Raw genomic sequence first — 24,629 nt, 5'->3', positions numbered from 1 at the left:
AATTATGATTTATTATACCTCATTTCTTTAAAAAAATCTTAAAAAAAGAGGACTTGCCCTTTCTTGTCGCAAGCTTCGTTTCATGATACAATAGAAGAAGTGATTTTAGAAAGCGTGAGAAAACATGATCTACTTTGATAATTCGGCAACGACCAAGCCTTATCCTGAAGCACTTGAAACTTATACTCAGGTCGCTTCGAAAATTGTAGGAAATCCATCCAGTCTCCATCGTTTGGGAGATCAGGCAACACGAATTTTAGATGCTTCCCGTCAGCAAATTGCGGATTTGATTGGTAAGAAAAGTGACGAAATCTTCTTTACCTCTGGTGGAACAGAAGGAGATAACTGGGTCATCAAAGGAGTGGCCTTTGAAAAAGCCCAGTTTGGCAAGCACATCATCGTATCAGCCATTGAACATCCAGCAGTTAAGGAATCAGCCCTCTGGCTGAAAAGTCAAGGTTTTGAGGTGGATTTTGCTCCAGTTGATGAGAAAGGGTTTGTGGATGTTGAGACTCTAGGAGCTTTGATACGACCTGATACGACCCTCGTCTCCATTATGGCAGTAAACAATGAAATTGGGTCTATTCAACCTATTGAGGCTATCTCAGAACTGTTGGCAGACAAGCCAACTATTTCCTTCCACGTTGATGCAGTTCAGGCACTCGCTAAGATTCCGACTGAAAAATATCTGACAGATCGAGTGGATTTTGCGACCTTTTCGAGTCATAAGTTTCATGGTGTCAGAGGTGTTGGCTTTGTCTATATCAAGTCTGGTAAGAAAATTACGCCTCTGTTGACTGGTGGTGGTCAGGAGCGAGACTATCGTTCGACAACTGAAAATGTGGCAGGGATTGCAGCGACAGCAAAATCTCTCCGTTTATCTATGGAAAAGTTAGATATCTTTACTAATAAGACAGGGCAGATGAAATCAGTCATTCGTCAAGCCCTTCTGGATTATCCAGATATTTTTGTCTTTTCAGATGAGGATGATTTTGCCCCTCATATCTTGACTTTTGGGATTAAGGGTGTTCGTGGTGAAGTCATCGTTCACGCCTTTGAAGACTATGACATTTTCATTTCCACAACCTCGGCTTGTTCATCCAAGGCTGGAAAACCTGCAGGGACCTTGATTGCTATGGGAGTGGAAAAAGATAAGGCCCAGTCAGCTGTGCGTCTTAGCCTAGATCTTGAAAATGATATGAGTCAGGTCGAGCAATTCTTGACCAAACTAAAATTAATTTACAATCAAACTAGAAAAGTAAGATAGGAGCATTCATGCAGTATTCAGAAATTATGATTCGCTACGGAGAGTTATCAACCAAGGGCAAAAACCGTATGCGGTTCATCAATAAACTTCGTAATAATATTTCGGACGTTTTGTCCATCTATCCCCAAGTTAAGGTAACTGCTGATCGCGACCGTGCCCACGCTTACCTGAATGGAGCCGACTACACAGCAGTTGCAGAATCTCTCAAACAAGTCTTCGGGATTCAGAATTTTTCTCCAGTATATAAGGTCGAAAAGTCCGTAGAAGTTCTGAAGTCTTCTGTTCAAGAGATTATGAAGGAAATCTACAAGGAAAGCATGACCTTTAAGATTTCTAGTAAGCGCAGCGACCACAACTTTGAACTCGACAGTCGTGAACTCAACCAAACACTTGGTGGAGCTGTATTCGAAGCTATTCCAAATGTCCAAGCTCAAATGAAAAATCCGGACATCAATCTTCAGGTGGAGATTCGTGAGGAAGCAGCTTATCTTTCCTATGAGACTATTCGAGGAGCAGGTGGTTTGCCTGTGGGTACTTCTGGTAAGGGTATGCTCATGTTGTCAGGAGGGATTGACTCGCCTGTAGCAGGTTATCTAGCCCTTAAACGTGGAGTAGATATTGAGGCCGTTCACTTTGCCAGCCCACCTTACACGAGTCCTGGTGCCCTTAAAAAGGCCCAAGATTTGACCCGTAAATTAACCAAGTTTGGCGGCAATATCCAGTTTATCGAAGTGCCTTTCACAGAGATTCAAGAGGAAATCAAGACTAAAGCGCCAGAAGCCTACCTCATGACCTTGACTCGTCGTTTTATGATGCGCATTACTGACCGTATCCGTGAGGTACGAAATGGTTTAGTTATCATCAATGGGGAAAGTCTTGGTCAAGTAGCCAGCCAGACCTTGGAAAGCATGCAGGCTATCAACGCTGTGACTAACACTCCCATCATCCGCCCTGTGGTTACGATGGACAAGTTGGAAATCATTGACATCGCCCAGGAAATCGATACCTTTGATATTTCTATCCAACCGTTTGAAGACTGCTGTACTATTTTTGCGCCTGATCGTCCTAAGACCAATCCTAAAATTAAGAATGCAGAGCAGTATGAAGCACGCATGGATGTTGAAGGCTTGGTTGAGCGAGCAGTGGCTGGTATCATGATTACTGAAATCACTCCCCAGGTTGAAAAAGATGCTGTCGATGAGTTAATTGACAATCTCCTCTAATCAGAAAATCCAGAAGAATTCAGAAAAATAAATGAAAAAGTTAGTTATTTATCCTTAAAATGGACAATTACTGACTTTTTTTCTATTTTTATGGTATAATGAGATAAAATTTTGAATATAGAGAGTTTTCTGACAATGAATCATTCCTACTTTTACTTAAAAATGAAAGAACACAAACTCAAGGTTCCTTATACAGGAAAAGAGCGTCGTGTGCGTGTGCTTCTGCCTAAGGACTACGAGAAAGACACAGACCGTTTTTATCCTGTTGTTTACTTTCATGATGGACAAAATGTCTTTTACAGCAAGGAGTCTTATATCGGACACTCATGGAAGATCATTCCGGCTATTAAACGAAATCCTGACATCAGTCGCATGATTGTCGTTGCTATAGATAATGACGGAATGGGGCGGATGAATGAGTATGCGGCTTGGAAGTTTCAAGAATCTCCTATCCCAGGCCAGCAGTTTGGCGGTAAGGGTGTGGAGTATGCCGAGTTTGTCATGGAGGTGGTCAAGCCTTTTATCGATGAAACCTACCGAACCAAAGCTGATCGCCAGCACACGGCTATGATTGGTTCGTCACTAGGAGGCAATATTACCCAGTTTATCGGACTAGAGTACCAAGACCGAATTGGTTGTCTAGGTGTCTTCTCATCTGCTAACTGGCTTCACCAAGAAGCCTTTAACCGCTATATCGAGCGCAAGAAATTGTCGCCTGAACAGCGCATTTTTATCTATGTTGGAACGGAAGAAGCAGATGATACGGACAAGACTCTGATGGCTGGCAATATCAAGCAAGCCTATATCGACTCATCGCTTCGCTATTATCATGATTTGATTGCAGGTGGAGTAGGCTTGGATAATCTTGTCTTGAAAGTTCAGTCTGGTGCTATCCATAGTGAAATCCCTTGGTCGGAAAATTTACCAGACTGTCTCCGTTTTTTTGCAGAGAAATGGTAAGTTAAGAAAGGAGAAAGCCAATGCATATTGAACATCTTAGCCACTGGAGTGGTAACCTCAACCGTGAAATGTACCTCAACCGTTATGGACACGCTGGGATTCCAGTTGTGGTTTTTGCTTCATCTGGTGGCAGTCACAATGAATACTATGATTTTGGCATGATTGATGCCTGTGCTTCCTTTATCGAGGAAGGCCGTGTTCAGTTCTTTACTCTATCCAGTGTGGACAGCGAGAGCTGGTTGGCTACTTGGAAAAATGGTCATGACCAAGCAGAGATGCACCGTGCTTACGAACGCTATGTGATTGAGGAGGCCATTCCTTTTATCAAGCATAAGACAGGTTGGTTTGATGGCATGATGACGACAGGTTGCTCGATGGGAGGCTACCATGCACTCAATTTCTTCCTCCAGCATCCAGATGTCTTTACCAAGGTGATTGCCCTCAGTGGTGTTTACGACGCACGTTTCTTTGTCGGCGATTACTACAATGATGATGCTATTTACCAGAACTCGCCAGTAGATTATATTTGGAATCAGAATGACAGCTGGTTTATCGATCGTTACCGTCAGGCGGAGATTGTCGTCTGTACGGGTCTCGGTGCTTGGGAACAAGATGGTCTGCCGTCCTTCTACAAACTGAAAGAAGCCTTTGACAAGAAACAAATCCCTGCCTGGTTTGCTGAGTGGGGACATGATGTTGCCCATGACTGGGATTGGTGGCGTAAACAAATGCCTTATTTCCTTGGTCACATGAATCTATAAAAGGAGTTGCCTATGAATTATCTTGTTATTTCACCCTACTATCCACAAAACTTTCAACAGTTTACCATCGAGCTAGCTAATAAAGGCATCACAGTCTTGGGTATTGGTCAGGAGCCTTATGAGCAACTGGATGAGCCTCTGCGCAATAGCCTAACCGAGTATTTCCGTGTGGACAATCTTGAGAACATAGACGAAGTCAAACGCGCGGTTGCTTTTCTTATTTACAAACACGGACCAATCGACCGCATCGAATCGCACAATGAATACTGGTTAGAGCTGGATGCAACACTCAGAGAACAATTCAATGTCTTTGGTGTCAAACCAGAGGATCTCAAAAAGACCAAGTTTAAGTCTGAAATGAAAAAACATTTCCAAAAGGCAGGAGTACCTGTTGTTCCAGGAGCAGTGATTAAAACAGAGACCGATGTAGCTCAGGCTGTGGAGGAGATCGGTTTACCATTGATTGCCAAACCTGATAATGGGGTGGGGGCAGCAGCAACCTTTAAGCTGGAAAGTCAGGAAGATGTGGACCGGTTCAAGCAAGAATGGGATCATTCGACCGTTTATTTCTTTGAGAAATTTGTTACTTCTAGCGAAATCTGTACCTTTGACGGACTAGTGGACAAGGACGGTAAGATTGTCTTTTCGACAACTTTCAACTATGCTCACACACCACTGGATCTTATGCTTTACAAGATGGATAATGCCTATTATGTTCTCAAGGATATGGATCCAAAATTACGGAAGTACGGCGAAGCCATCATCAAAGAATTTGGTATGAGGGAGCGTTTCTTCCATATTGAATTCTTTCGTGAGGGAGATGACTATATCGCTATTGAGTATAATAACCGTCCGGCAGGTGGTTTTACCATTGATGTTTACAATTATGCCCACTCTTTTGACCTCTACCGAGGTTATGCGGCTATCGTAGCAGGAGAGCCATTCCCTGGTTCATATTTTGAACCCCTCTATTGTTTGGCGACTGCTCGGCGTTTAAGTTCTCATTATGTTTACTCAGAAGAGGAGTTACTAGCTAAATACCAAGGAGGTTTTAAGGCTAAGAAAATCATGCCAGCAGCCTTTGCAGAGCTACAAGGAGATATTCTCTATATGTTGACAACTCCAAGCCGTGAGGAGCTGGATCAGATGATAGCAGACTTTGGTCAACGTCAAGAGTAATGAATAGGATGAAAGGAGTTTGACTTCTTTTGTCCTTTTCTTAAAGATAAGTTAAATAAAGCGTTTTCCAGAGATTCTTTTAGAAAAGATATTGCTAAAAGGCCTAAAAATTGATAGAATAAGGATTGTCTAAAAAAATTAAGGAGAATCTATCAAATGGATTTTACATGGGCTATTAAATATGCCACTGAATTTTTGGGAACTGCCATTCTGATCATTCTTGGTAATGGTGCAGTTGCTAACGTTGAACTTAAAGGTACGAAAGGTCACCAAAGTGGCTGGCTCGTTATCGCGGTTGGTTACGGTATGGGGGTTATGATCCCAGCCTTGATGTTCGGTAATGTATCTGGGAACCACATCAACCCAGCCTTCACACTTGGACTTGCTGTGAGTGGACTTTTCCCTTGGGAACAAGTACCATATTATATCCTTGCGCAAGTTTTAGGAGCGATTTTTGGTCAAGCTATGGTTGTTGCAACTCACCGTCCTTACTACTTGAAAACAGAGAATTCTAATAACATTTTGGGTACTTTCTCAACGATTTCAAATGTTGATCACGGTACAAAAGAATCACGTTTCGCAGCAAGTGTAAATGGTTTTATCAATGAGTTTGTCGGTTCGTTTGTTCTGTTCTTTGCAGCCCTAGGAATGACTAAAAACTTTTTTGGTGCGGAAGTAATGCAATACATGAAGCAAATGGCAACGCAGGCCAATCAAACAGTTGACTTTTCTGAATTAGCTATTAAGGCTCAAATAGCACCACACACAGCAGCAGGTCTTTCAGTTGCTCATTTAGGACTTGGTTTCCTAGTAATGGCCTTGGTAACTTCACTCGGTGGACCTACTGGACCTGGTTTGAACCCAGCTCGTGACTTTGGACCACGTCTTCTTCACGAACTCCTTCCAAAATCAGTTCTTGGTCAACACAAGGGTGATTCAAAATGGTGGTATGCATGGGTTCCGGTTGTAGCTCCAATTGCAGCGGGAATTGCAGCAGTAGCACTATTCAAACTACTTTACCTATAAGAAACGAAACTGGGGAAACCCAGTTTTTTTCTTGGAAAATTTTCTAATTTAAACAAATATGGCTTGTAAAATATTCTAAAATCCTTTAAAATAAAAGAGTTGGAGGAACTTATGGATGTGAATGAGATTGTTCGGATCATTCCGACTTTGAAAGTTAATAATCGAAAATTAAATGAGATATTTTATATTGAAACTCTAGGAATGAAACCCTTACTAGAAGAGTCTGCCTTTCTTTCATTAGGCGACCAGACGGGTACGGAGAGATTGATTTTAGAAGAGGCTCCAAGCATGCGAACTCGCAGAGTTGAAGGACTTAAGAAGCTAGCTAGGCTCTTGATAAAGGTTGAGGATCCTTCCGAAATCAAGGCCCTTCTTTCTCAAATGAAGTCTCTTCCTCGCTTGTTTAAAGGAAGTCGTGGATATGCTTTTGAGATTGTTTCTCCTGAAGAGGATGTGATCCTTGTTCATGCAGAAAATGATATAAGAGATTTGGTTCCACTGGAGACTGTTCCTGAATTTTATTCAAATACAAGTATAAAATACTTGAGCCAATTTGAGGTTTCTATGGAGTTGCGTTTGCCTGAAGGGACAGAGAGCTTACTTGATCCTGAAGGAGTAGCGCAAGTAATCACCTTTACTAAAGGGCAAGGACTAGATTTGGTTGTTGAAAACAATGTTACTTGGGACTTGACGATGTTGAAATTTTTAGTAAGAAATTTTGATCTAACCAGTCTTCGTCAGAAATTTGAAAAGACAGGCTATTTTGTCCCTAAGTCTGAAAAATTCTTCCTCGGTAAAGATACCAATAACATTGAATTGTGGTTTGAAGAAGCATGAAGTTGGAAAAAATTCTAAGAAAAATAGAAAATCAAATCGAGGCAGGGATTTATCCCGGGGCCTCTTTTGCGTATTATAAGGATGGTGAATGGAAAGAGTCTTATCTAGGATTGAGTGATCCAGAACGGGGGGTGAAGACAGAAAGCGGTTTGATTTATGATCTGGCTAGTGTGAGTAAGGTTGTGGGAGTGGGGACGGTTTTTACCTTCTTGTGGCAGCAGGGCAAATTAGATATTAATCGACCGGTGACGGATTTTTTACCGGAGTGTGATTATCCTGATATCACTATACGGCAACTTCTGACTCATGCAACAGACTTAGACCCCTTTATTCCAAATCGGGATCTCTTGACTGCCCCTGAATTAAAAGAAGCCATGTTTCACCTCAATAAGCGAAATCAGCCAGCCTTCCTATACTCGGATGTCCACTTTTTACTCTTGGGCTTTGTTTTGGAAAAAATCTTTAACCAAGACCTGGATCAGATTATAGAAGAGCAAGTTTTGGAACCATGGGGGATGAAGGAAACCATGTTTGGCCCCGTTGAGCGAGCTGTACCAACAGTGAGAGGAGTAGAGGCTGGAAAGATCCACGATCCCAAAGCCCGTCTTTTAGGGAAACATGCTGGGAGTGCAGGTCTGTTTTCAACTGTTAGGGATCTGCAAATCTTTCTGGAACATTACTTGAAAGATGATTTTGCAGCAGATTTGAACCAAAATTTTTCTCCCTTAGATGATAAGGAGCGTTCTCTAGCCTGGAATCTGGAAGGAGCTTGGTTCGACCATACGGGTTATACAGGTACCTTTATTATGTGGAATCGGGAGAAGCAGGAAGCTGCCATCTTTCTGTCCAATCGAACGTATGAAAAGGATGAGCGTGCCCAGTGGATAGTCGATCGAAATCAAGTGATGGAAATGATTCGTCAAGAGGAGTAGGGAGAAGCATGTCAAAAACCGTAAAAGGAACTCTGTATACAGTAGTGGCAGGGATTGCTTGGGGCTTGTCTGGAACCAGTGGCCAATACCTGATGGCACACGGGATTTCTGCTCTAGTCTTGACCAATCTGCGGCTTATCATTGCAGGTTTGGCACTGGTAGTCTTATCCTATATGACTGCAAAGGATAAACTCTATGCTTTTTTAAAAGACAGAAAAAGTCTTTTATCTCTGCTGTTGTTTGCCTTGTTTGGACTTTTTTTAAACCAGTTTGCCTATCTTTCTGCCATTCAGGAAACCAATGCTGGCACGGCGACAGTTCTCCAGTATGTATGCCCCGTTGGGATCTTGGTTTATACTTGTATCAAGGACAAGGTGGCGCCTACTCTGGCTGAGCTTATTTCGATTGGATTGGCTATAGGAGGAACTTTTCTGATTGCGACGCACGGGAAAGTTGACCAGTTGTCTGTCACACCTGCTGGTCTTTTCTGGGGCCTATTTTCAGCCTTGACCTATGCCCTCTATATCATCCTTCCCATTGCTTTGATTAAGAAGTGGGGCAGTATTTTGGTGATTGGTGTCGGGATGGTTATTTCTGGTGTAGTGGCTATTCCTTTCACAGGAGTCTTACAGGCCAGCATACCGACTAGCTTAGATTTTCTCTTTGCATTTGCTGGGATTATCATCATCGGAACGGTCTTTGCCTATACAGCTTTTCTAAAAGGGGCTAGTCTGATAGGCCCTGTTAAGTCTAGTTTATTAGCTTCTATAGAGCCAATTTCAGCCGTTTTCTTTGCCTTTCTGATTATGAAGGAACAGTTTTATGCGATTGATTTTGTCGGTATGGCTATGATTTTACTAGCTGTGACCATTATTTCTTTGAAAGATTTACTGCTGGAAATAAAGAGTAAGTAATTAAAAAATCCACTCAATCGAGTGGATTTTGTGTGTATAGATGATTAGTCTTTATTTTCGTGTGGCAAAATCAAGTTTAAGATAATTCCTGTCATGGCTGATAGAGCAGTACCTGAAAGTGTAACTGGGCCAAGTTTGAGGATAGCTCCACCAAGTCCAAGTACTAACATGGCACTTGCAATGATGAGATTACGCATCTGGCTGAAGTCAACGCGCTCTTTAATCAAAACTTTTAGACCGTTGCTGGCGATAACTCCGTAGAGAAGGATGGACATGCCACCAAGCACAGCATTTGGAATGGTTGAAATCAAGGCAGTGAATTTACCTAGGAAGCTCAGAGCAATCGCGATAAAGGCCGCGTTACGGATAACAGAGACAGAAGCGATACGAGTCATCCCGATAACCCCTGTATTTTCTCCGTAGGTCGTATTAGCTGGTCCACCGAGGAAGGCAGATACAGATGTCGCGATACCGTCACCGAGAAGCGTACGGTGAAGTCCTGGTTCTTTCAGGAATTGACGGCCACAGATTTGGCTCAAAACTGTGTGGTCACCGATGTGTTCTGAAATGGTTACAATTGCGATTGGCAAGATGGCGATGGTTTCAGGACCGAAGTACAAGTTGTACTCTTTAAAGGCACCACCCGTATTAAATGGCAAGTAGAAACCAGGGATTTCAAACCAGTTGGCTTGAAGAACAGGAGTGAAGTTAACTAATCCAAGAACTAGGGCAAATAGGTATCCACCGATGATGGCAAAGAGGAAAGGAATGATACGGAGGAAACCTTTTCCTTTTGTATTGATAAAGGCTGCAATCAAGAACGTAACAACGGCTACAAGGGCATTTTTCCAGTTTCCATCTGCTACAAGTCCAGCATTCGTTACAGCTGAACCAGCAAGTCCAAGACCGATAACGATAATCATAGGTCCGATAATAATTGGTGGCAAGAGTTTGTCAATCCATTTCGTACCTGCAAAACGAACACTTGCTGCTACAAGGACATAGACCAAACCAGTCAGGATAACTCCAGTTTGAGCGGCAGATACATCGCCCCCCATTTCTTTCATGGCTAGAGACATAGCCGTGATAAAGGCGAATGAAGAACCTAGATAAACTGGAACCTTAAAGCCAGTAGAAATCATGTAGATAAGTGTTCCAATACCAGAAGCAAAGAGAGCAACCGATACGGGCATTCCCAAAATTAAGGGAACGAGAATGGTTGCACCAAACATGGCAAATACGTGCTGGAAGCTGAGAAGAATACCTTTACCAGCAGAAGGACGTTGATCAACGTCTAGTAACAAGTCAACAGTTGATTCCTGTTTCATAAAAACCTCACTTTTGGGCACCAAAAAAGAGCCCATTATTTTACAGCAATAGGCCCTCAGAGTAAGACTTTTTAAAAAATAGCTATCTTTTAAAAATTTATATAAATCTGCGCCTTCGTCACCTCACAGGATGACATTAAAAACCTTTGCTTGTGATAGTATAGCAGAAAAAAATGATTTTGTAAATCATTTTTTCCCGAGCCCAGAAATAAGAAAGCGAGGCAGATTTTGTAAATCATTTTTTCCCGAGCCCAGAAATAAGAAAGCGAGGCAGATTTTGTAAATAATTATTTTACTAAAAAAATTAAAGTGGGCGTTTGTTGGGCATGCCAGCCTTTCTTGGGTACTTGTTAGGCGTCTCCTTTTTCTTTTCGACCACTGTGATATAACGGGGATCTCCATTTGGAAGGGCGTAGCTGAGGTTGTCCTCTACCTTGCTAAAGAGGAGATTGAGAGCATTCTTGGCTTCAGATAATTCCTCAGGGGCATTGCTGGCCTTGAGTGCCAATAGTTTTCCGCCGACTTTAAGATAGGGAATGGTCAGCTCAGACAAAACCTGCATACGGGCAACCGCACGAGCCGTCACCACATCAAACTGGGCACGGAAGTTCTTGTCTTGAGCAAAGTCTTCTGCCCGTCCATGGTAGAAGTGAACACCATCCAAATCCAACTCCTGAGCCAATAGTTGGAGGAAGTTGATGCGCTTATTGAGCGAATCAATGATAGTCACATCTAACTGAGGATAGAGGATCTTCATAGGAAGACTTGGGAATCCTGCCCCAGCTCCGATATCAAGAAGTTTGATATTCTCATTTTGGATCAAGCCTTGTAGGATGGGAGCAATCGAATCATAAAAGTGTTTAAGGTAGACTTCTTCTTTGTCTGTAATAGCGGTCAGGTTAATCTTTTCATTCCACTCGACCAAGAGTTCAAAATAGCGTTCAAATTGGTTCTTTTGCTGGTCAGAAAGTGGAAGATTTTGCTCAGCTAGTAGGCTGTAAAATGTTTCTGGTTTCATAGTAGTTTCCTTCTCTAGTATCATCTTATTTTACCATATTCATTAAAATTTTGATATACTGGTATTAATCTAAAAGTAGAAAGGAATAAGATTATGACTTGGATTATTCTTGGAGTTTTGGCTCTTGTTGTTATTTTTGTGATTGTTAGCTATAACGGTTTGGTGAAAAATCGTATGCAAACCAAGGAGGCTTGGAGCCAGATCGATGTTCAGTTGAAACGTCGAAATGATCTCTTGCCAAACTTGATTGAGACTGTAAAAGGCTATGCCAAATATGAAGGTTCTACCTTGGAAAAAGTGACAGAACTTCGTAGACAAGTAGCCACAGCAACCTCGCCAGCTGAAGCGATGAAGGCCAGTGATGCCCTTACCCGCCAGATTTCCGGTATCTTTGCAGTAGCAGAGAATTACCCAGACTTGAAAGCTAGTGCTAACTTTATCAAATTACAAGAAGAGTTGACCAATACAGAAAATAAAATTTCCTACTCACGCCAACTCTACAACAGTGTTGTCAGCAACTACAATGTAAAACTTGAAAGCTTCCCAAGCAATGTCATCGCAGGCCTATTTGGCTTTAAAGCTGCGGACTTCCTTCAAACACCTGAAGAGGAAAAGGCAGTTCCTAAAGTTGACTTTAGCGGTTTAGGTGACTAAGATGTTGTTTGATCAAATCGCGAGCAATAAACGAAAAACATGGGTTTTGTTGCTGGTTTTCTTCCTACTCTTGGCCTTGGTTGGTTATGCCGTTGGCTATCTCTTCATGCGATCAGGTCTTGGGGGGATGATTATAGCCCTAATCATTGGTCTTGTCTATGCCTTAACCATGATCTTTCAATCAACAGAGATTGTCATGTCTATGAATGGGGCGCGTGAGGTTGATGAGCAAACGGCACCAGACCTCTACCATGTAGTGGAGGATATGGCCATGGTCGCTCAGATCCCTATGCCACGTGTTTTCATCATTGAGGATTCTTCTTTAAATGCCTTTGCAACAGGTTCAAACCCGCAGAATGCAGCAGTCGCAGCAACATCGGGTCTTCTGGCAATCATGAATCGTGAGGAGCTAGAAGCTGTTATGGGTCATGAAGTCAGTCATATCCGGAACTACGATATCCGCATTTCGACCATTGCTGTTGCCCTTGCTAGTGCCATTACCCTGCTATCTAGTATGGCTGGTCGGATGATGTGGTGGGGTGGCGCAGGCCGCAGACGGAGTGATAATGATCGTGATGGAAATGGTTTGGAGATTATCATGCTTGTTATCTCCCTCTTAGCCATTGTTTTGGCTCCCTTGGCAGCAACTTTGGTGCAACTTGCCATTTCCCGTCAGAGGGAATTTCTGGCGGATGCATCCAGTGTGGAGCTGACTCGCAATCCTCAAGGGATGATCAATGCCTTGCGTAAGTTGGAGGATAGCGAGCCGATGCATCACCATGTCGATGATGCCAGCAGCGCTCTTTATATCAATGATCCCAAGAAAGGTGGCGGACTTCAAAAACTCTTTTATACCCACCCACCTATCTCAGAACGAATCGAACGCTTGAAACAAATGTAAAAAGAATCCAGAGAAGTCTCTGGATTTTTGCTATGTTCAACATTTATAAATCTTGTAAATCAACGACTTCCAAACCATTTTCTGTCAAACGATAGAGACTCGTACAGACCTCTTTTAAGAAGCGTCTGTCATGCGAAACAGTGATCAGACCGCCGGGATAAGAGGCAAAGAGTTTTCTGATTTCAGGTTGAGAAGTAGGAGAAAAATTTCGTGTAGGCTCATCCAGAAGGAGAAAGTTTGGTTTGCGTAACACTAAATCCAAAAGTAGGAGTTTGCCCTGTTGACCACCAGATAAGGAGCGAATTTGGTGCTGCATTTCTGGATAGCTGAAATTGAGACTGGCTAAGTGAGATTGGATTTTCTGTAGTTCCTCTTTTTCCCCAGTTTTGCTGAGATAGGCTACTGGAGATAAATCCAATTGCAGTTTTTTATGGTAATCTTGTGGCATAAAACCAAGAGAAATTTCTCTTTTGTCGCTGAGCAGTTGTTGCAACTTGGCTAGCAGAGTCGATTTCCCAATACCATTAGGCCCGATGATACCGATTTTATCTTGGCCACGGACCGTTAGTCGTAACTCCTGAGCTAAAATGCGCTCGCCAATGGACAAATTTTCTTTTTCCAGTTGGATTAAGACTTTAGAAGCCGCTAATGGCTGGATGTCTGAAAAGAAAAGTTGGATTTGTTCCTCTTCAAGTGGCTTTTGGGTCATGGACTGAGTTTCCTTTTCAAAGCGTTTTTCTTGAGAAAGAACAGTTTTCATCTTTTTAGCCAATAGGCGACCGGCAGTACTGTCTTTGGTAGCTCGAAGTGCAGTTTCTACATTTTGCTTGACGCGGCGATGTTTTTCCATGGTTTTGTCATAGGCTCTCTGGTCGTTAGCAGCTTGCTGGCTTTGTCTGGCAAAATTAGCCTTTCTCTGCTCACTATAGAGATCATAGTCTAAATGCTCGACTAGCGTTTCTGCTTCTTTCCGATGCTTGACCAGTCGCAAGTGGACAATAGTATCTGCCGTATGAGAAAGAAAGTCTTCATCATGGGAAATGAAAATAACAGTTTGTCTAATCTTGCGAATCTGATTTTTTAGCCAATCAACCGTCTCAAGATCTAGGTCATTTGAAGGTTCATCTAAAAATAGAATCTCAAAAGGCTTTGCTAACTCGTGGATGAGCTGAATTTTCAAAGCTTCGCCCCCTGATAGACTGCCAATTTCTTGGTCGCTAGCAAAACGGTCGCTATCAAAATGCAACTCATCAGCCAAGCGATAGAGGATACCGTAGTCTAAATCAGCGGAATCTAAAAAGAAGTAATCGTGTAGAGTCCTATTTTTTAGCACCTCAGGTAACTTTTGAGGAATGTAGGCCAGTGACTGAAGGTCAGACTGGATGTCGCCCTTGATAGTAAAATCAGGTAATGCTTCTCCCATTAAAGCTCGTAGTAAAGTCGATTTACCATTTCCTTCTTCACCAATAATAGCAACCTTTTCCCCGTCTTGGATAGTCATGCTTAAGTCAGATACAAGGTCTCGTAAATCTTTGTTTTGTGTGATGGTCAGATGATTGATTTTTATCATATTGTTACCCTTTCTAGAATGTCGATAGTGCATAACAAAAAGCTCTACTTTATCTAGTAGAGCCCAAAGTCACTGTCAAAAACTCTATTATCCTCGTTGAAAAACTCGTCAAACTAGCTTGGAGCTGCCTACCCCAACCCAGGAGGAGCAGATGGTCAGCTTTCTAGTTTTTTATTTTCAAAGTGGATAAAGTACCAGAAAATCCAGTACAAAAAGAGCACACAAAAAGAGACAAAAACAAGATCTACTAAATAAAGGTTCTTTATTTGATAGACTTAGTTGTTCATGTCTCCCTTACCTCCGAGTATTAGTACCTCTATCCTATACCTTTCAGGAAATTTTGTCAATAGAAAACAAGTAATTTCAAGCTCTAAAAACCGAAAACAGGTCCATAGAGAGTTAATACGTGTTTGACATGCTCGTAATGGAACTTGTCATAGTTGCGCCAAGCGGTACGTGCTTGCTCATTCAGTTTTAGGTTACCAAGTCCAATCAGTAGACTGGTACGTTGGTAAAATTTCTCAAGGTCGATTAAGATACTGTTGTCAAGCCTTTCCGCTTTTTTAAGTTCCTTGAGAGTGGTGTTCAGCAGTTCTTGTAGACGAAAATCATCGGCTGTACCTTGTTTGCAATTTTGGAAACTTTGATTTAACTCGGAAAGGAGTTGGTAAGCTTGGTTGATTAGTGCTTTGTCTTCCATATGAGCATCCTCCTTGCTCTGATGTATTCTTGCCTATAGTATAGCACTAAACAGAAAATATGTCATAGTAAATATGTTAAAAAGGAGATTTTAATATCAAGGTTTCTAAGGCTGACTTGTAGCCTTTTCATGGTATAATCAAGTGAGTAAATCTTTATGGAGGAAATATGAAGTTAAACATTCAAGAAATCCGTAAGCAGCCAGAAGGCCTACATTTTGAACAAGCTTTAGACCTGGCATCAGACTTACGTAACCGTAATCAAGAAATTATAGATGTCAAAGATATCCTTACGGTAGGGAAGGTCCAATACGAAGACCGTATGTATTTCTTAGATTATCAACTATCTTACACCATTGTCCTTGCTTCCAGTCGCAGTATGGAGCCAGTTGAGTTGGCAGAGTCTTATCCAGTGACAGAGGTTTTCATGGAAGGCGCAACCAACCAACTAGATCAGGAAGTTTTAGATGATGACTTGGTCTTGCCTATCGAAAATGGGGAAATCGACCTTGCTGAGAGCGTTTCCGATAATATCTTGCTAAACATTCCAATCAAGGTCTTAACAGCAGAAGAAGAAGCTGGTCAAGGTTTTGTTTCTGGAAATGACTGGCAAATCATGACAGAGGAAGAGTACCAAGCCCAACAAGCAGCCAAGAAAGAAGAAAACAGTCCATTTGCTGGCTTGCAAGGACTATTTGACGGAGACGAGTAGATGGTTTTATCCAAGAAACGTGCCCGTTATGTCATTGAAGAAATCATTGCCCTCTTCCCAGACGCCAAACCCAGCCTTGATTTTACTAATCATTTTGAACTCTTGGTTGCAGTGATGTTGTCAGCTCAGACAACAGATGCCGCAGTCAACAAGGCTACGCCAGCTCTCTTTGCAGCCTTTCCAACGCCTCAAGCCATGTCTGTCGCGACTGAAAGTGAAATTGCCTCACACATTTCCCGCCTAGGACTTTATCGAAATAAGGCTAAATTTCTTAAAAAATGTGCCCAACAGTTACTAGACGATTTTGATGGTCAAGTGCCTCAGACTCGAGAGGAATTAGAAAGTCTAGCTGGTGTTGGTCGTAAAACAGCAAATGTAGTACTGAGTGTGGGGTTTGGAATTCCTGCTTTTGCAGTGGACACCCATGTGGAGCGTATCTGTAAGCATCACGATATCGTTAAAAAATCAGCTACGCCACTTGAAGTAGAAAAACGTGTCATGGACGTTCTACCACCAGAAGAGTGGTTAGCAGCCCACCAGGCCATGATTTACTTTGGACGAGCTATTTGCCATCCCAAAAATCCAGAATGTGACCACTATCCCCAATTATATGATTTTAGTAATGTTTGAGGGGGCTCTGAAAAAGTTTTTGCTTGATTTTAAGGGTGCTTTGTGCTATAGTAAATGATAACTAAATAGTCCTTTAAACCTGTCCCGTGAGGCAGGCAAGGAGCGCGATAAAGTAGAAGGGTGAAGTCTATACTATTTATAGTAGGGCTCGCTTGGCTATACATTTCAAGTCTCCTTGTAGAAGGAGACTTTTCTTTTTGGAGGTTTGTCATGAAGACAAAAGAAGTTGTAGACGAATTGACTGTCAAACGAGCGATTACGCGAATTACTTATGAGATTATTGAGCGCAATAAAGATTTGAATAAGATTATCCTAGCTGGGATAAAAACGCGTGGTGTTTTCATCGCTCATCGTATCAAAGAACGCTTGGAGCAGTTGGAAAATATCACTGTTCCTGTTGTGGAATTGGATACCAAACCTTTCCGTGATGATGTTAAAAGCGGAGAAGATACTTCTTTGATTTCTGTTGATGTGACAGACCGTGAAGTTATCTTGGTGGATGATGTGCTTTATACAGGTCGTACCATCCGTGCTGCTATCGATAACATTGTCGGACATGGTCGTCCTGCGCGCGTGAGTCTTGCGGTGCTAGTAGATCGTGGACATAGAGAATTGCCAATCCGTCCAGATTACGTTGGGAAAAATATCCCAACCAGCCGTTCTGAAGAGATCATCGTAGAGATGACAGAACTTGATGGCCAAGACAGAGTTCTGATTACTGAAGAAGCTTAGAAAGCTGAAGGAGTAGCCATGTCAGAAAATCAACAAGCATTGAACCATGTGGTGTCCATGGAAGACCTCACTGTCGATCAAGTGATGAAATTGATTAAGCGAGGAATTGAGTTTAAAAATGGAGCCCAGCTTCCTTATGAAGACCATCCGATTGTTTCAAATCTTTTCTTTGAGGATTCTACACGGACACATAAGTCCTTTGAAGTGGCAGAGATTAAGCTAGGGCTGGAGCGACTGGACTTTGATGTGAAGACCAGCTCAGTAAACAAGGGTGAGACACTGTATGACACAATCCTAACCTTGTCTGCGCTTGGTGTAGATGTCTGCGTGATTCGCCACCCAGAGGTCGATTATTACAAAGAATTGATTACGAGTCCAACCATTACGACTTCCATCATCAATGGTGGAGATGGTTCAGGTCAACATCCTAGTCAGAGCTTGCTTGATTTGATGACCATTTATGAAGAATTTGGTCACTTTGAGGGTCTCAAGGTTGCTATTGCAGGTGACTTGGATCATTCACGTGTTGCCAAATCCAATATGCAAATTTTGAAACGCTTGGGAGCTGAACTTTTCTTTGCAGGACCTGAGGAATGGAGAAGTCAAGAGTTTGCGGACTATGGACAGTTTGTAACTATTGATGAGATTGTTGATCAGGTGGATGTTTTGATGTTGCTCCGCGTTCAACATGAACGCCATGATAGTGGTGCAGTCTTTTCAAAAGAAGACTACCATGCCCAACATGGTTTGACTCAAGAACGTTATGATCGCTTAAAAGAAACAGCAATAATCATGCACCCAGCTCCAGTTAATCGAGATGTGGAAATTGCTGACCACTTGGTTGAAGCTCCAAAATCACGCATTGTCCAACAAATGACCAACGGTGTCTTTGTTCGAATGGCAATCTTAGAATCCGTATTGGCGAGTAGAAACGCCAATTAAAACACAAGACGTTAAAAGACGCCAGTGAGCGTCCACGAGAGGTGAAAATATGACAAAAAGACTTCTAGTATTAGAAGATGGCACAGTTTTTGAAGGCAAGGCCTTCGGAGCAGATATTGATGTAACAGGCGAAATCGTCTTTAACACAGGGATGACCGGCTACCAAGAGTCCATTACAGACCAGTCTTATAATGGACAAATCTTGACCTTTACTTATCCTTTGGTGGGAAATTATGGAATTAATCGTGATGACTACGAATCCATTATTCCGACTTGTAAGGGAGTTGTCGTTTTTGAAGAAGCACGTCGAGCTAGCAACTGGCGCAACCAAATGACCTTGGATGAATTTTTGAAAGCCAAGAAAATTCCAGGGATTTCAGGAATTGATACGCGTGCACTTACCAAGATTATTCGTAAGCACGGTACTATGCGTGCAACCTTGACTCATGTTGGAGACAGTATGGACCATGTAACTGACCAGCTTCAAGCAACAGTCCTGCCGACAGACAATATCAAGCAGGTTTCTACTAAAACATCATATCCAGCTCCTGGAGTTGGTTTGAGCGTGGTGCTAGTGGATTTTGGTCTTAAGCACTCAATTTTACGTGAACTTTCCAAACGCAACTGTAACGTGACGGTTGTTCCGTATTCAACAACGGCTGAAGAAATTCTCCACCTCAATCCTGACGGAGTTATGTTGTCAAATGGTCCAGGAAACCCAGAAGACGTTCCAGAAGCACTGGACATGATTCGTGGTGTGCAAGGGAAAATTCCAATTTTCGGAATTTGTATGGGACACCAACTCTTTGCCATGGCAAATGGGGCTAAGACCTACAAGATGAAATTTGGTCACCGTGGATTTAACCACGCGGTACGTGAGATTGCTACAGGCCGTATAGACTTCACCAGCCAGAACCACGGTTATGCAGTTAGCCGTGAGGACTTGCCAGATCATTTGATCATTACCCACGAAGAAATCAATGATAAATCAGTTGAAGGAGTTCGCCACAGATACCAACCAGGTTTTTCTGTACAATTCCACCCAGACGCAGCTCCTGGTCCACACGACGCAAGCTACCTATTTGATGAATTTATCGAGATGATGGAAGCCTTTAAACAAGCAAACTAAGAACGAGTAAAAGCTCGTCGGAGAATTTATGTAACTGAACACGGACGGAGAGCTCGGAATTTAGAGAAACCAACTTGGATTGTCAATCCTTCCTTGGTTTCCTAAAATTCAATCGCTTTCTATTCGTCCTTTGTATCTTATTTAATGTCGCTCTGTGAGGCGACGAATAGAAAGACAGGTCGTTTCTTTTAGTCGCTATTGGGCGAACTAAAAACTCCCTGCACTAGATTTTTTATCGAAAAATATCGTTTCTCTAAAAAATCGTCGGAGAATTTATTTAATGGCAACCAGAGAGTTGCCGAATAGAAAGGAGAAGGGTGGTCCGTATTTGCTGAACTGAATACGGGCTACGGACGGCGCTAAAAAGATAGTTATTTCTGGAACTGATAGTTCTTCGTCATAACTCCTATTTTAGCTTTGTCCGCTTGACGCCCTTAATATCTTAAAAATGCCTAAACGTACTGATATTCAAAAAATTATGGTGATTGGTTCTGGTCCGATTATTATTGGTCAGGCTGCTGAGTTTGACTACGCTGGGACCCAGGCCTGCTTGTCTTTGAAAGAGGAAGGTTATGAAGTTGTCTTGGTGAACTCAAACCCTGCCACTATCATGACGGACAAGGAGATTGCGGACAAGGTCTACATCGAACCGATTACACTGGAGTTTGTGACACGTATTCTCCGTAAGGAACGCCCAGATGCTTTACTTCCAACTCTTGGAGGTCAGACAGGGCTCAATATGGCCATGGAATTATCTAAAAATGGTATCCTAGATGAGCTCGGAGTAGAGCTTCTGGGTACTAAACTGTCTGCTATTGACCAAGCTGAGGACCGTGACCTCTTTAAACAATTGATGGAAGAGCTTGAGCAACCAATTCCAGAATCTGAAATTGTCAACACAGTGGAAGAAGCAGTTGCTTTTGCGGCATCAATCGGCTATCCAGTCATTGTCCGTCCAGCCTTTACCCTAGGTGGTACTGGTGGTGGTATGTGTTCCAACGAGGAAGAATTGCGTGAAATCGCTGAAAATGGGTTGAAACTGTCACCTGTTACCCAATGTTTGATTGAACGTTCAATCGCAGGTTTCAAAGAAATCGAATACGAAGTCATGCGCGATTCAGCTGACAATGCTTTGGTTGTTTGTAACATGGAAAACTTTGACCCAGTTGGGATTCATACAGGGGATTCTATCGTATTTGCTCCTGCGCAAACCATGTCAGACTATGAAAACCAAATGCTACGTGACGCGAGCTTGAGCATTATCCGCGCACTCAAGATTGAAGGTGGGTGTAACGTTCAGCTGGCCCTTGATCCGCATAGCTTCAAGTACTATGTTATCGAAGTAAACCCTCGTGTATCGCGTTCGTCAGCTCTTGCTTCTAAGGCGACGGGTTATCCGATTGCCAAATTGGCTGCCAAGATTGCCGTTGGTTTGACTCTGGATGAGGTCATCAACCCAGTTACAGGTTCAACTTATGCTATGTTTGAACCAGCTCTTGACTACGTCGTTGCTAAGATTCCACGTTTCCCATTTGACAAGTTTGAAAAAGGTGAGCGTCGTCTCGGAACTCAGATGAAAGCGACTGGGGAAGTCATGGCCATTGGTCGTAACATCGAGGAATCTCTTCTAAAAGCCTGTCGTTCACTTGAAATTGGGGTTCACCACAATGAAATGCCTGAATTGGCAACCGTTTCTGATGATGCCTTGATTGAAAAGGTTGTCAAGGCCCAAGATGACCGTCTCTTCTACGTATCAGAAGCTATTCGCCGTGGTTACACACCAGAAGAAATCGCTGAGCTTACGAAAATTGATATCTTTTATCTTGATAAACTCTTGCACATCTTTGAAATTGAGCAAGAATTAGGTGCCCATCCACAAGATCTAGAAGTCTTGAAAACAGCTAAACTCAATGGATTTTCAGACCGCAAGATTGCGGAGCTTTGGGAAACGACTGCCGACCAAGTTCGCCAACTTCGCTTGGAAAACAAGATTATCCCAGTTTACAAGATGGTCGATACTTGTGCGGCAGAATTTGACTCTGAAACACCATATTTCTATTCAACTTATGGATGGGAAAATGAGTCTATCAAGTCTGATAAGGAATCCGTCCTAGTCTTAGGTTCAGGTCCAATCCGTATCGGACAAGGGGTTGAGTTTGACTACGCAACAGTTCACTCGGTGAAGGCTATCCAGGCAGCTGGTTATGAGGCCATCATCATGAACTCAAACCCAGAGACTGTTTCAACCGACTTCTCGGTATCTGATAAGCTCTACTTTGAGCCATTAACTTTTGAAGATGTTATGAATGTTATTGACTTGGAGCAACCAAAAGGGGTTATCGTTCAGTTCGGTGGTCAAACAGCCATCAACCTTGCGGAGCCATTGGCAAAAGCAGGGGTGACTATCCTTGGTACGCAAGTCGCTGACTTAGACCGTGCCGAAGACCGCGACCTCTTCGAGCAAGCTCTTAAAGACTTGGATATTCCACAGCCACCAGGACAAACGGCTACCAATGAAGAAGAAGCAGTGCTTGCAGCTCGCAAGATTGGCTTCCCAGTCCTCGTTCGCCCATCCTATGTCCTGGGTGGACGTGCTATGGAAATCGTAGAGAATGAAGATGATCTTCGTTCTTACATGCGTACTGCAGTTAAGGCAAGTCCAGACCATCCAGTCCTTGTTGACTCTTACATCGTTGGGCAAGAGTGCGAAGTCGATGCTATTTCAGACGGAGAAAATGTCCTTATCCCTGGTATCATGGAGCACATCGAACGTGCCGGTGTCCACTCAGGTGACTCAATGGCCGTTTACCCACCACAAACCTTGTCTCAAAAGGTGCAGGAAACCATCGCAGACTATACCAAACGTCTAGCAATCGGTCTTAATTGTCTTGGGATGATGAACATCCAGTTTGTCATCAAGGACGAAAAAGTCTATGTTATTGAGGTCAATCCACGTGCCAGCCGTACGGTGCCATTCCTTTCTAAGGTAACTAATATTCCTATGGCTCAGGTAGCGACTAAGCTCATTCTTGGTCAAAGTCTTGAAGAACTTGGCTACCAAGATGGCCTTTATCCAGAAAGCACTCGCGTTCATATCAAGGCGCCTGTCTTCTCCTTTACGAAACTAGCTAAGGTAGATAGCTTGCTCGGTCCTGAAATGAAGTCAACAGGTGAAGTCATGGGTTCTGATACTACTCTTGAAAAAGCTCTCTATAAGGCCTTTGAAGCTTCTTATCTTCACTTACCAACCTTCGGGAATGTTGTATTCACTATTGCAGATGATGCTAAAGATGAAGCCTTGGACTTGGCTCGCCGTTTCCAAAATATTGGCTATGGTATCCTCGCAACAGAAGGGACAGCAACCTTCTTTGCCAGTCATGGACTAGAAGCCCAACCTGTTGGTAAGATTGGTGACGATGAACAGGATATCCCAAGCTATGTCCGTAAAGGAAAAATCCAAGCGATCATCAATACTGTCGGAACCAAACGAACTGCTGACGAAGATGGTGAGCAAATCCGTCGTTCAGCCATTGAACACGGTGTGCCACTCTTTACAGCCCTAGATACAGCTAATGCCATGCTTAAGGTGCTTGAAAGCCGTAGTTTTGTCACAGAAGCGATCTAGTTGAGAAATATTTTTCACAGTTTTAAAGCCAGCGTCAAAAAACGCTGGCTTTTACAATACTGATATTGTTTATTTCAACTATCATTTCTTTTATTAGGAATCATTCTAAAATGTGATATAATAAGGGTGAATTGGAAATAGGTAAACTATTTTCATCATTCTTTCAAAAAAATATTCTATTAAGAAATATGTAAAGACAGATTAGAAAGTGGGAAATCCCTATGTCCTCTTATGAAAAAGTCTCTCTTTCTGAGATCAATCAATCTATTGAGACTCCAAATAACAATCATTTTTGGCAAAATCTAAAAGCATTCTTAGGACCTGGTGCACTTGTGGCAGTTGGCTACATGGATCCTGGAAATTGGATCACCAGTGTGGTTGGTGGCGCCTCCTACAAGTACAGCCTTTTATTTGTTATTTTAATTTCATCCATCATCGCCATGCAGCTACAACAGATGGCTGGGAAGCTCGGTATCGTGACTAGGATGGACCTAGCACAGGCAACAGCTCATCATGCTCCCAAGTGGCTTCGCTATAGTTTGTGGGTGATTTTAGAATTAGCTTTAATGGCGACAGACTTGGCTGAGGTTCTAGGTTCAGCGATTGCCTTAAATCTTTTGTTTAAAATACCGATTATGGTCGCTATCCTCCTAACCGTTTTAGATGTATTTTTGTTACTTTTATTGATGAAATTTGGTTTCAAAAAAATTGAATCTATTGTTACGACCCTTATTTTAACCATATTAGCCATCTTTACCTATCTTGTGGCCTTATCCAATCCAAGTATCCAGGGGATCATTGGTGGTTATTTGCCAACTTCAACTTTATTTGAAACACCGTTACCGGGTCATGAAAGTCAATTGACCTTGGCTCTAGGGATTGTAGGAGCGACAGTCATGCCCCATAATCTCTATCTCCATTCCTCTCTATCCCAAACAAGGAAAATCAATCACAAAGATAAGAAGGATGTTCGAAAAGCAGTTCGCTTTATGACCTGGGATTCAAATCTTCAGTTGTCCCTAGCCTTTATTGTCAATTCCTTACTTCTCATTTTAGGTGCCTCCCTCTTTTTTGGTCATGCATCTGAAATTTCAGCTTTCTCCCAAATGTACAATGCTTTACAGGATTCGACAATAGCAGGAGCGATAGCCAGCTCAACCTTGTCAACTTTATTTGCTCTAGCCCTCTTAGCAAGTGGTCAAAATTCGACCATTACAGGCACTTTGACAGGACAGATTGTCATGGAAGGTTTCTTACATCTAAGATTGCCTCAGTGGCTTATCCGTATCGGTACCCGTATTTTTGCCTTGCTACCTGTGATTATAGTCGCCGTTTTATTTGGGTATCAAGAAAAAACCTTGGATCAGTTATTGGTCTATTCACAGGTCTTTCTTTCAATCGCTCTTCCGTTTTCAATTTTCCCCTTGATTTATCTAACCTCTAAAAAGTCACTGATGGGAGAATTCACCAATGCCAAGTGGAACACAATCTTAGGTTACGCAGTTTCCATTATCTTAACCATTCTTAATATCAAACTTCTTTTTGATATTTTTTAAACTTGTTCAAATTAGTTTTCGGTACTAGCTTGAAG

General features: G+C 42.4%; 22 protein-coding genes. 18 read left to right on the top strand and 4 right to left on the bottom strand.

Features of this window, described 5'->3' with window-relative positions:
* The first annotated feature begins 124 nt into the window (after positions 1-124).
* From B7725_RS07710 to B7725_RS07670, 9 genes are all read left to right on the top strand, one after another.
* Entirely contained in the window at positions 125-1,267 is a 1,143-nt protein-coding gene (locus tag B7725_RS07710) for a cysteine desulfurase family protein (RefSeq protein ID WP_084875491.1), read from the top strand.
* A gap of 8 nt (positions 1,268-1,275) precedes the next feature.
* The gene (thiI, locus tag B7725_RS07705) at positions 1,276-2,490 is read left to right on the top strand and encodes a tRNA uracil 4-sulfurtransferase ThiI (RefSeq protein ID WP_084875489.1); all 1,215 of its coding nucleotides are present in this window, start codon (positions 1,276-1,278) and stop codon (positions 2,488-2,490) included.
* Between the two features lie 135 nt (positions 2,491-2,625).
* Positions 2,626-3,450, top strand: coding sequence for an alpha/beta hydrolase (locus tag B7725_RS07700; RefSeq protein WP_042767727.1), 825 nt, complete (start codon positions 2,626-2,628; stop codon positions 3,448-3,450).
* A gap of 20 nt (positions 3,451-3,470) precedes the next feature.
* Positions 3,471-4,211 (top strand): esterase family protein, encoded by a 741-nt coding sequence (locus tag B7725_RS07695; protein ID WP_084875488.1) that lies wholly within the window; start codon positions 3,471-3,473, stop codon positions 4,209-4,211.
* Positions 4,212-4,223: 12 nt separating this feature from the next.
* The gene (locus tag B7725_RS07690; RefSeq protein ID WP_084875486.1) at positions 4,224-5,390 is read left to right on the top strand and encodes an ATP-grasp domain-containing protein; all 1,167 of its coding nucleotides are present in this window, start codon (positions 4,224-4,226) and stop codon (positions 5,388-5,390) included.
* 156 nt (positions 5,391-5,546) lie between these two features.
* Positions 5,547-6,416: an aquaglyceroporin Gla gene (gene gla, locus B7725_RS07685; protein WP_084875484.1), complete on the top strand. Its 870-nt coding sequence runs from the start codon at positions 5,547-5,549 to the stop codon at positions 6,414-6,416.
* 111 nt (positions 6,417-6,527) lie between these two features.
* A complete protein-coding gene (locus tag B7725_RS07680; protein WP_084875483.1) occupies positions 6,528-7,253 on the top strand; it encodes a CppA N-terminal domain-containing protein in 726 nt (241 codons plus the stop codon).
* Positions 7,250-8,185 carry a serine hydrolase domain-containing protein gene (locus tag B7725_RS07675; protein ID WP_084875481.1) on the top strand — a complete coding sequence of 312 codons (936 nt, stop codon included), beginning with the start codon at positions 7,250-7,252 and terminating at the stop codon, positions 8,183-8,185. The genes B7725_RS07680 and B7725_RS07675 overlap by 4 nt, the downstream gene beginning before the upstream one ends.
* An 8-nt stretch (positions 8,186-8,193) precedes the next feature.
* Positions 8,194-9,099, top strand: a complete 906-nt coding sequence (locus B7725_RS07670) for a DMT family transporter (RefSeq protein WP_084875480.1) — start codon at positions 8,194-8,196, stop codon at positions 9,097-9,099.
* Positions 9,100-9,143: 44 nt separating this feature from the next.
* Here B7725_RS07670 and B7725_RS07665 read toward each other — a convergent pair whose 3' ends face one another.
* Positions 9,144-10,427 carry a uracil-xanthine permease family protein gene (locus B7725_RS07665; protein WP_162279022.1) on the bottom strand — a complete coding sequence of 428 codons (1,284 nt, stop codon included), beginning with the start codon at positions 10,425-10,427 and terminating at the stop codon, positions 9,144-9,146.
* Positions 10,428-10,731: 304 nt separating this feature from the next.
* Positions 10,732-11,445 carry a 16S rRNA (guanine(527)-N(7))-methyltransferase RsmG gene (gene rsmG, locus B7725_RS07660; RefSeq protein WP_084875477.1) on the bottom strand — a complete coding sequence of 238 codons (714 nt, stop codon included), beginning with the start codon at positions 11,443-11,445 and terminating at the stop codon, positions 10,732-10,734.
* A 93-nt stretch (positions 11,446-11,538) separates the two neighbouring features.
* Here rsmG and B7725_RS07655 point away from each other — a divergent pair, with 93 nt between their 5' ends.
* On the top strand, positions 11,539-12,099 hold the full coding sequence (locus B7725_RS07655) for a LemA family protein (protein WP_084875475.1): 561 nt from the start codon (positions 11,539-11,541) through the stop codon (positions 12,097-12,099).
* Position 12,100: 1 nt separating this feature from the next.
* Positions 12,101-13,000, top strand: a complete 900-nt coding sequence (htpX, locus tag B7725_RS07650) for a zinc metalloprotease HtpX (protein ID WP_084875474.1) — start codon at positions 12,101-12,103, stop codon at positions 12,998-13,000.
* Between the two features lie 43 nt (positions 13,001-13,043).
* Here the strand turns inward: htpX and B7725_RS07645 are convergent, their stop codons facing one another.
* On the bottom strand, positions 13,044-14,603 hold the full coding sequence (locus B7725_RS07645) for an ATP-binding cassette domain-containing protein (RefSeq protein ID WP_084875472.1): 1,560 nt from the start codon (positions 14,601-14,603) through the stop codon (positions 13,044-13,046).
* 337 nt (positions 14,604-14,940) lie between these two features.
* Positions 14,941-15,270 carry a helicase BlpT gene (locus tag B7725_RS07640; RefSeq protein ID WP_084875471.1) on the bottom strand — a complete coding sequence of 110 codons (330 nt, stop codon included), beginning with the start codon at positions 15,268-15,270 and terminating at the stop codon, positions 14,941-14,943.
* Positions 15,271-15,437: 167 nt separating this feature from the next.
* Here B7725_RS07640 and B7725_RS07635 point away from each other — a divergent pair, with 167 nt between their 5' ends.
* The 7 genes from B7725_RS07635 (at position 15,438) to B7725_RS07605 (ending at position 24,594) form a co-directional block, all read left to right on the top strand.
* The gene (locus B7725_RS07635; RefSeq protein ID WP_084875469.1) at positions 15,438-15,980 is read left to right on the top strand and encodes a YceD family protein; all 543 of its coding nucleotides are present in this window, start codon (positions 15,438-15,440) and stop codon (positions 15,978-15,980) included.
* Positions 15,981-16,610 (top strand): endonuclease III, encoded by a 630-nt coding sequence (gene nth / locus B7725_RS07630; RefSeq protein WP_084875468.1) that lies wholly within the window; start codon positions 15,981-15,983, stop codon positions 16,608-16,610.
* Between the two features lie 210 nt (positions 16,611-16,820).
* Positions 16,821-17,342, top strand: a complete 522-nt coding sequence (gene pyrR / locus B7725_RS07625; RefSeq protein ID WP_000850018.1) for a bifunctional pyr operon transcriptional regulator/uracil phosphoribosyltransferase PyrR — start codon at positions 16,821-16,823, stop codon at positions 17,340-17,342.
* 18 nt (positions 17,343-17,360) lie between these two features.
* Positions 17,361-18,284 (top strand): aspartate carbamoyltransferase catalytic subunit, encoded by a 924-nt coding sequence (locus B7725_RS07620; RefSeq protein ID WP_001293828.1) that lies wholly within the window; start codon positions 17,361-17,363, stop codon positions 18,282-18,284.
* 49 nt (positions 18,285-18,333) lie between these two features.
* On the top strand, positions 18,334-19,413 hold the full coding sequence (locus B7725_RS07615) for a carbamoyl phosphate synthase small subunit (protein WP_000166844.1): 1,080 nt from the start codon (positions 18,334-18,336) through the stop codon (positions 19,411-19,413).
* Between the two features lie 448 nt (positions 19,414-19,861).
* Complete coding sequence (carB, locus tag B7725_RS07610; RefSeq protein ID WP_084875466.1) at positions 19,862-23,038, top strand: carbamoyl-phosphate synthase large subunit; 3,177 nt, start codon at positions 19,862-19,864, stop codon at positions 23,036-23,038.
* A gap of 221 nt (positions 23,039-23,259) precedes the next feature.
* On the top strand, positions 23,260-24,594 hold the full coding sequence (locus B7725_RS07605; protein WP_084875465.1) for an Nramp family divalent metal transporter: 1,335 nt from the start codon (positions 23,260-23,262) through the stop codon (positions 24,592-24,594).
* The last annotated feature ends 35 nt before the right edge of the window (positions 24,595-24,629 follow it).

It is taken from the genome of Streptococcus oralis subsp. tigurinus (assembly GCF_002096275.1).
GTDB lineage: Bacteria > Bacillota > Bacilli > Lactobacillales > Streptococcaceae > Streptococcus > Streptococcus oralis_CN.
The sequence above is the reverse complement of the archived record's forward strand: the minus strand, read 5'-3'. Positions and strand labels throughout refer to the sequence as shown.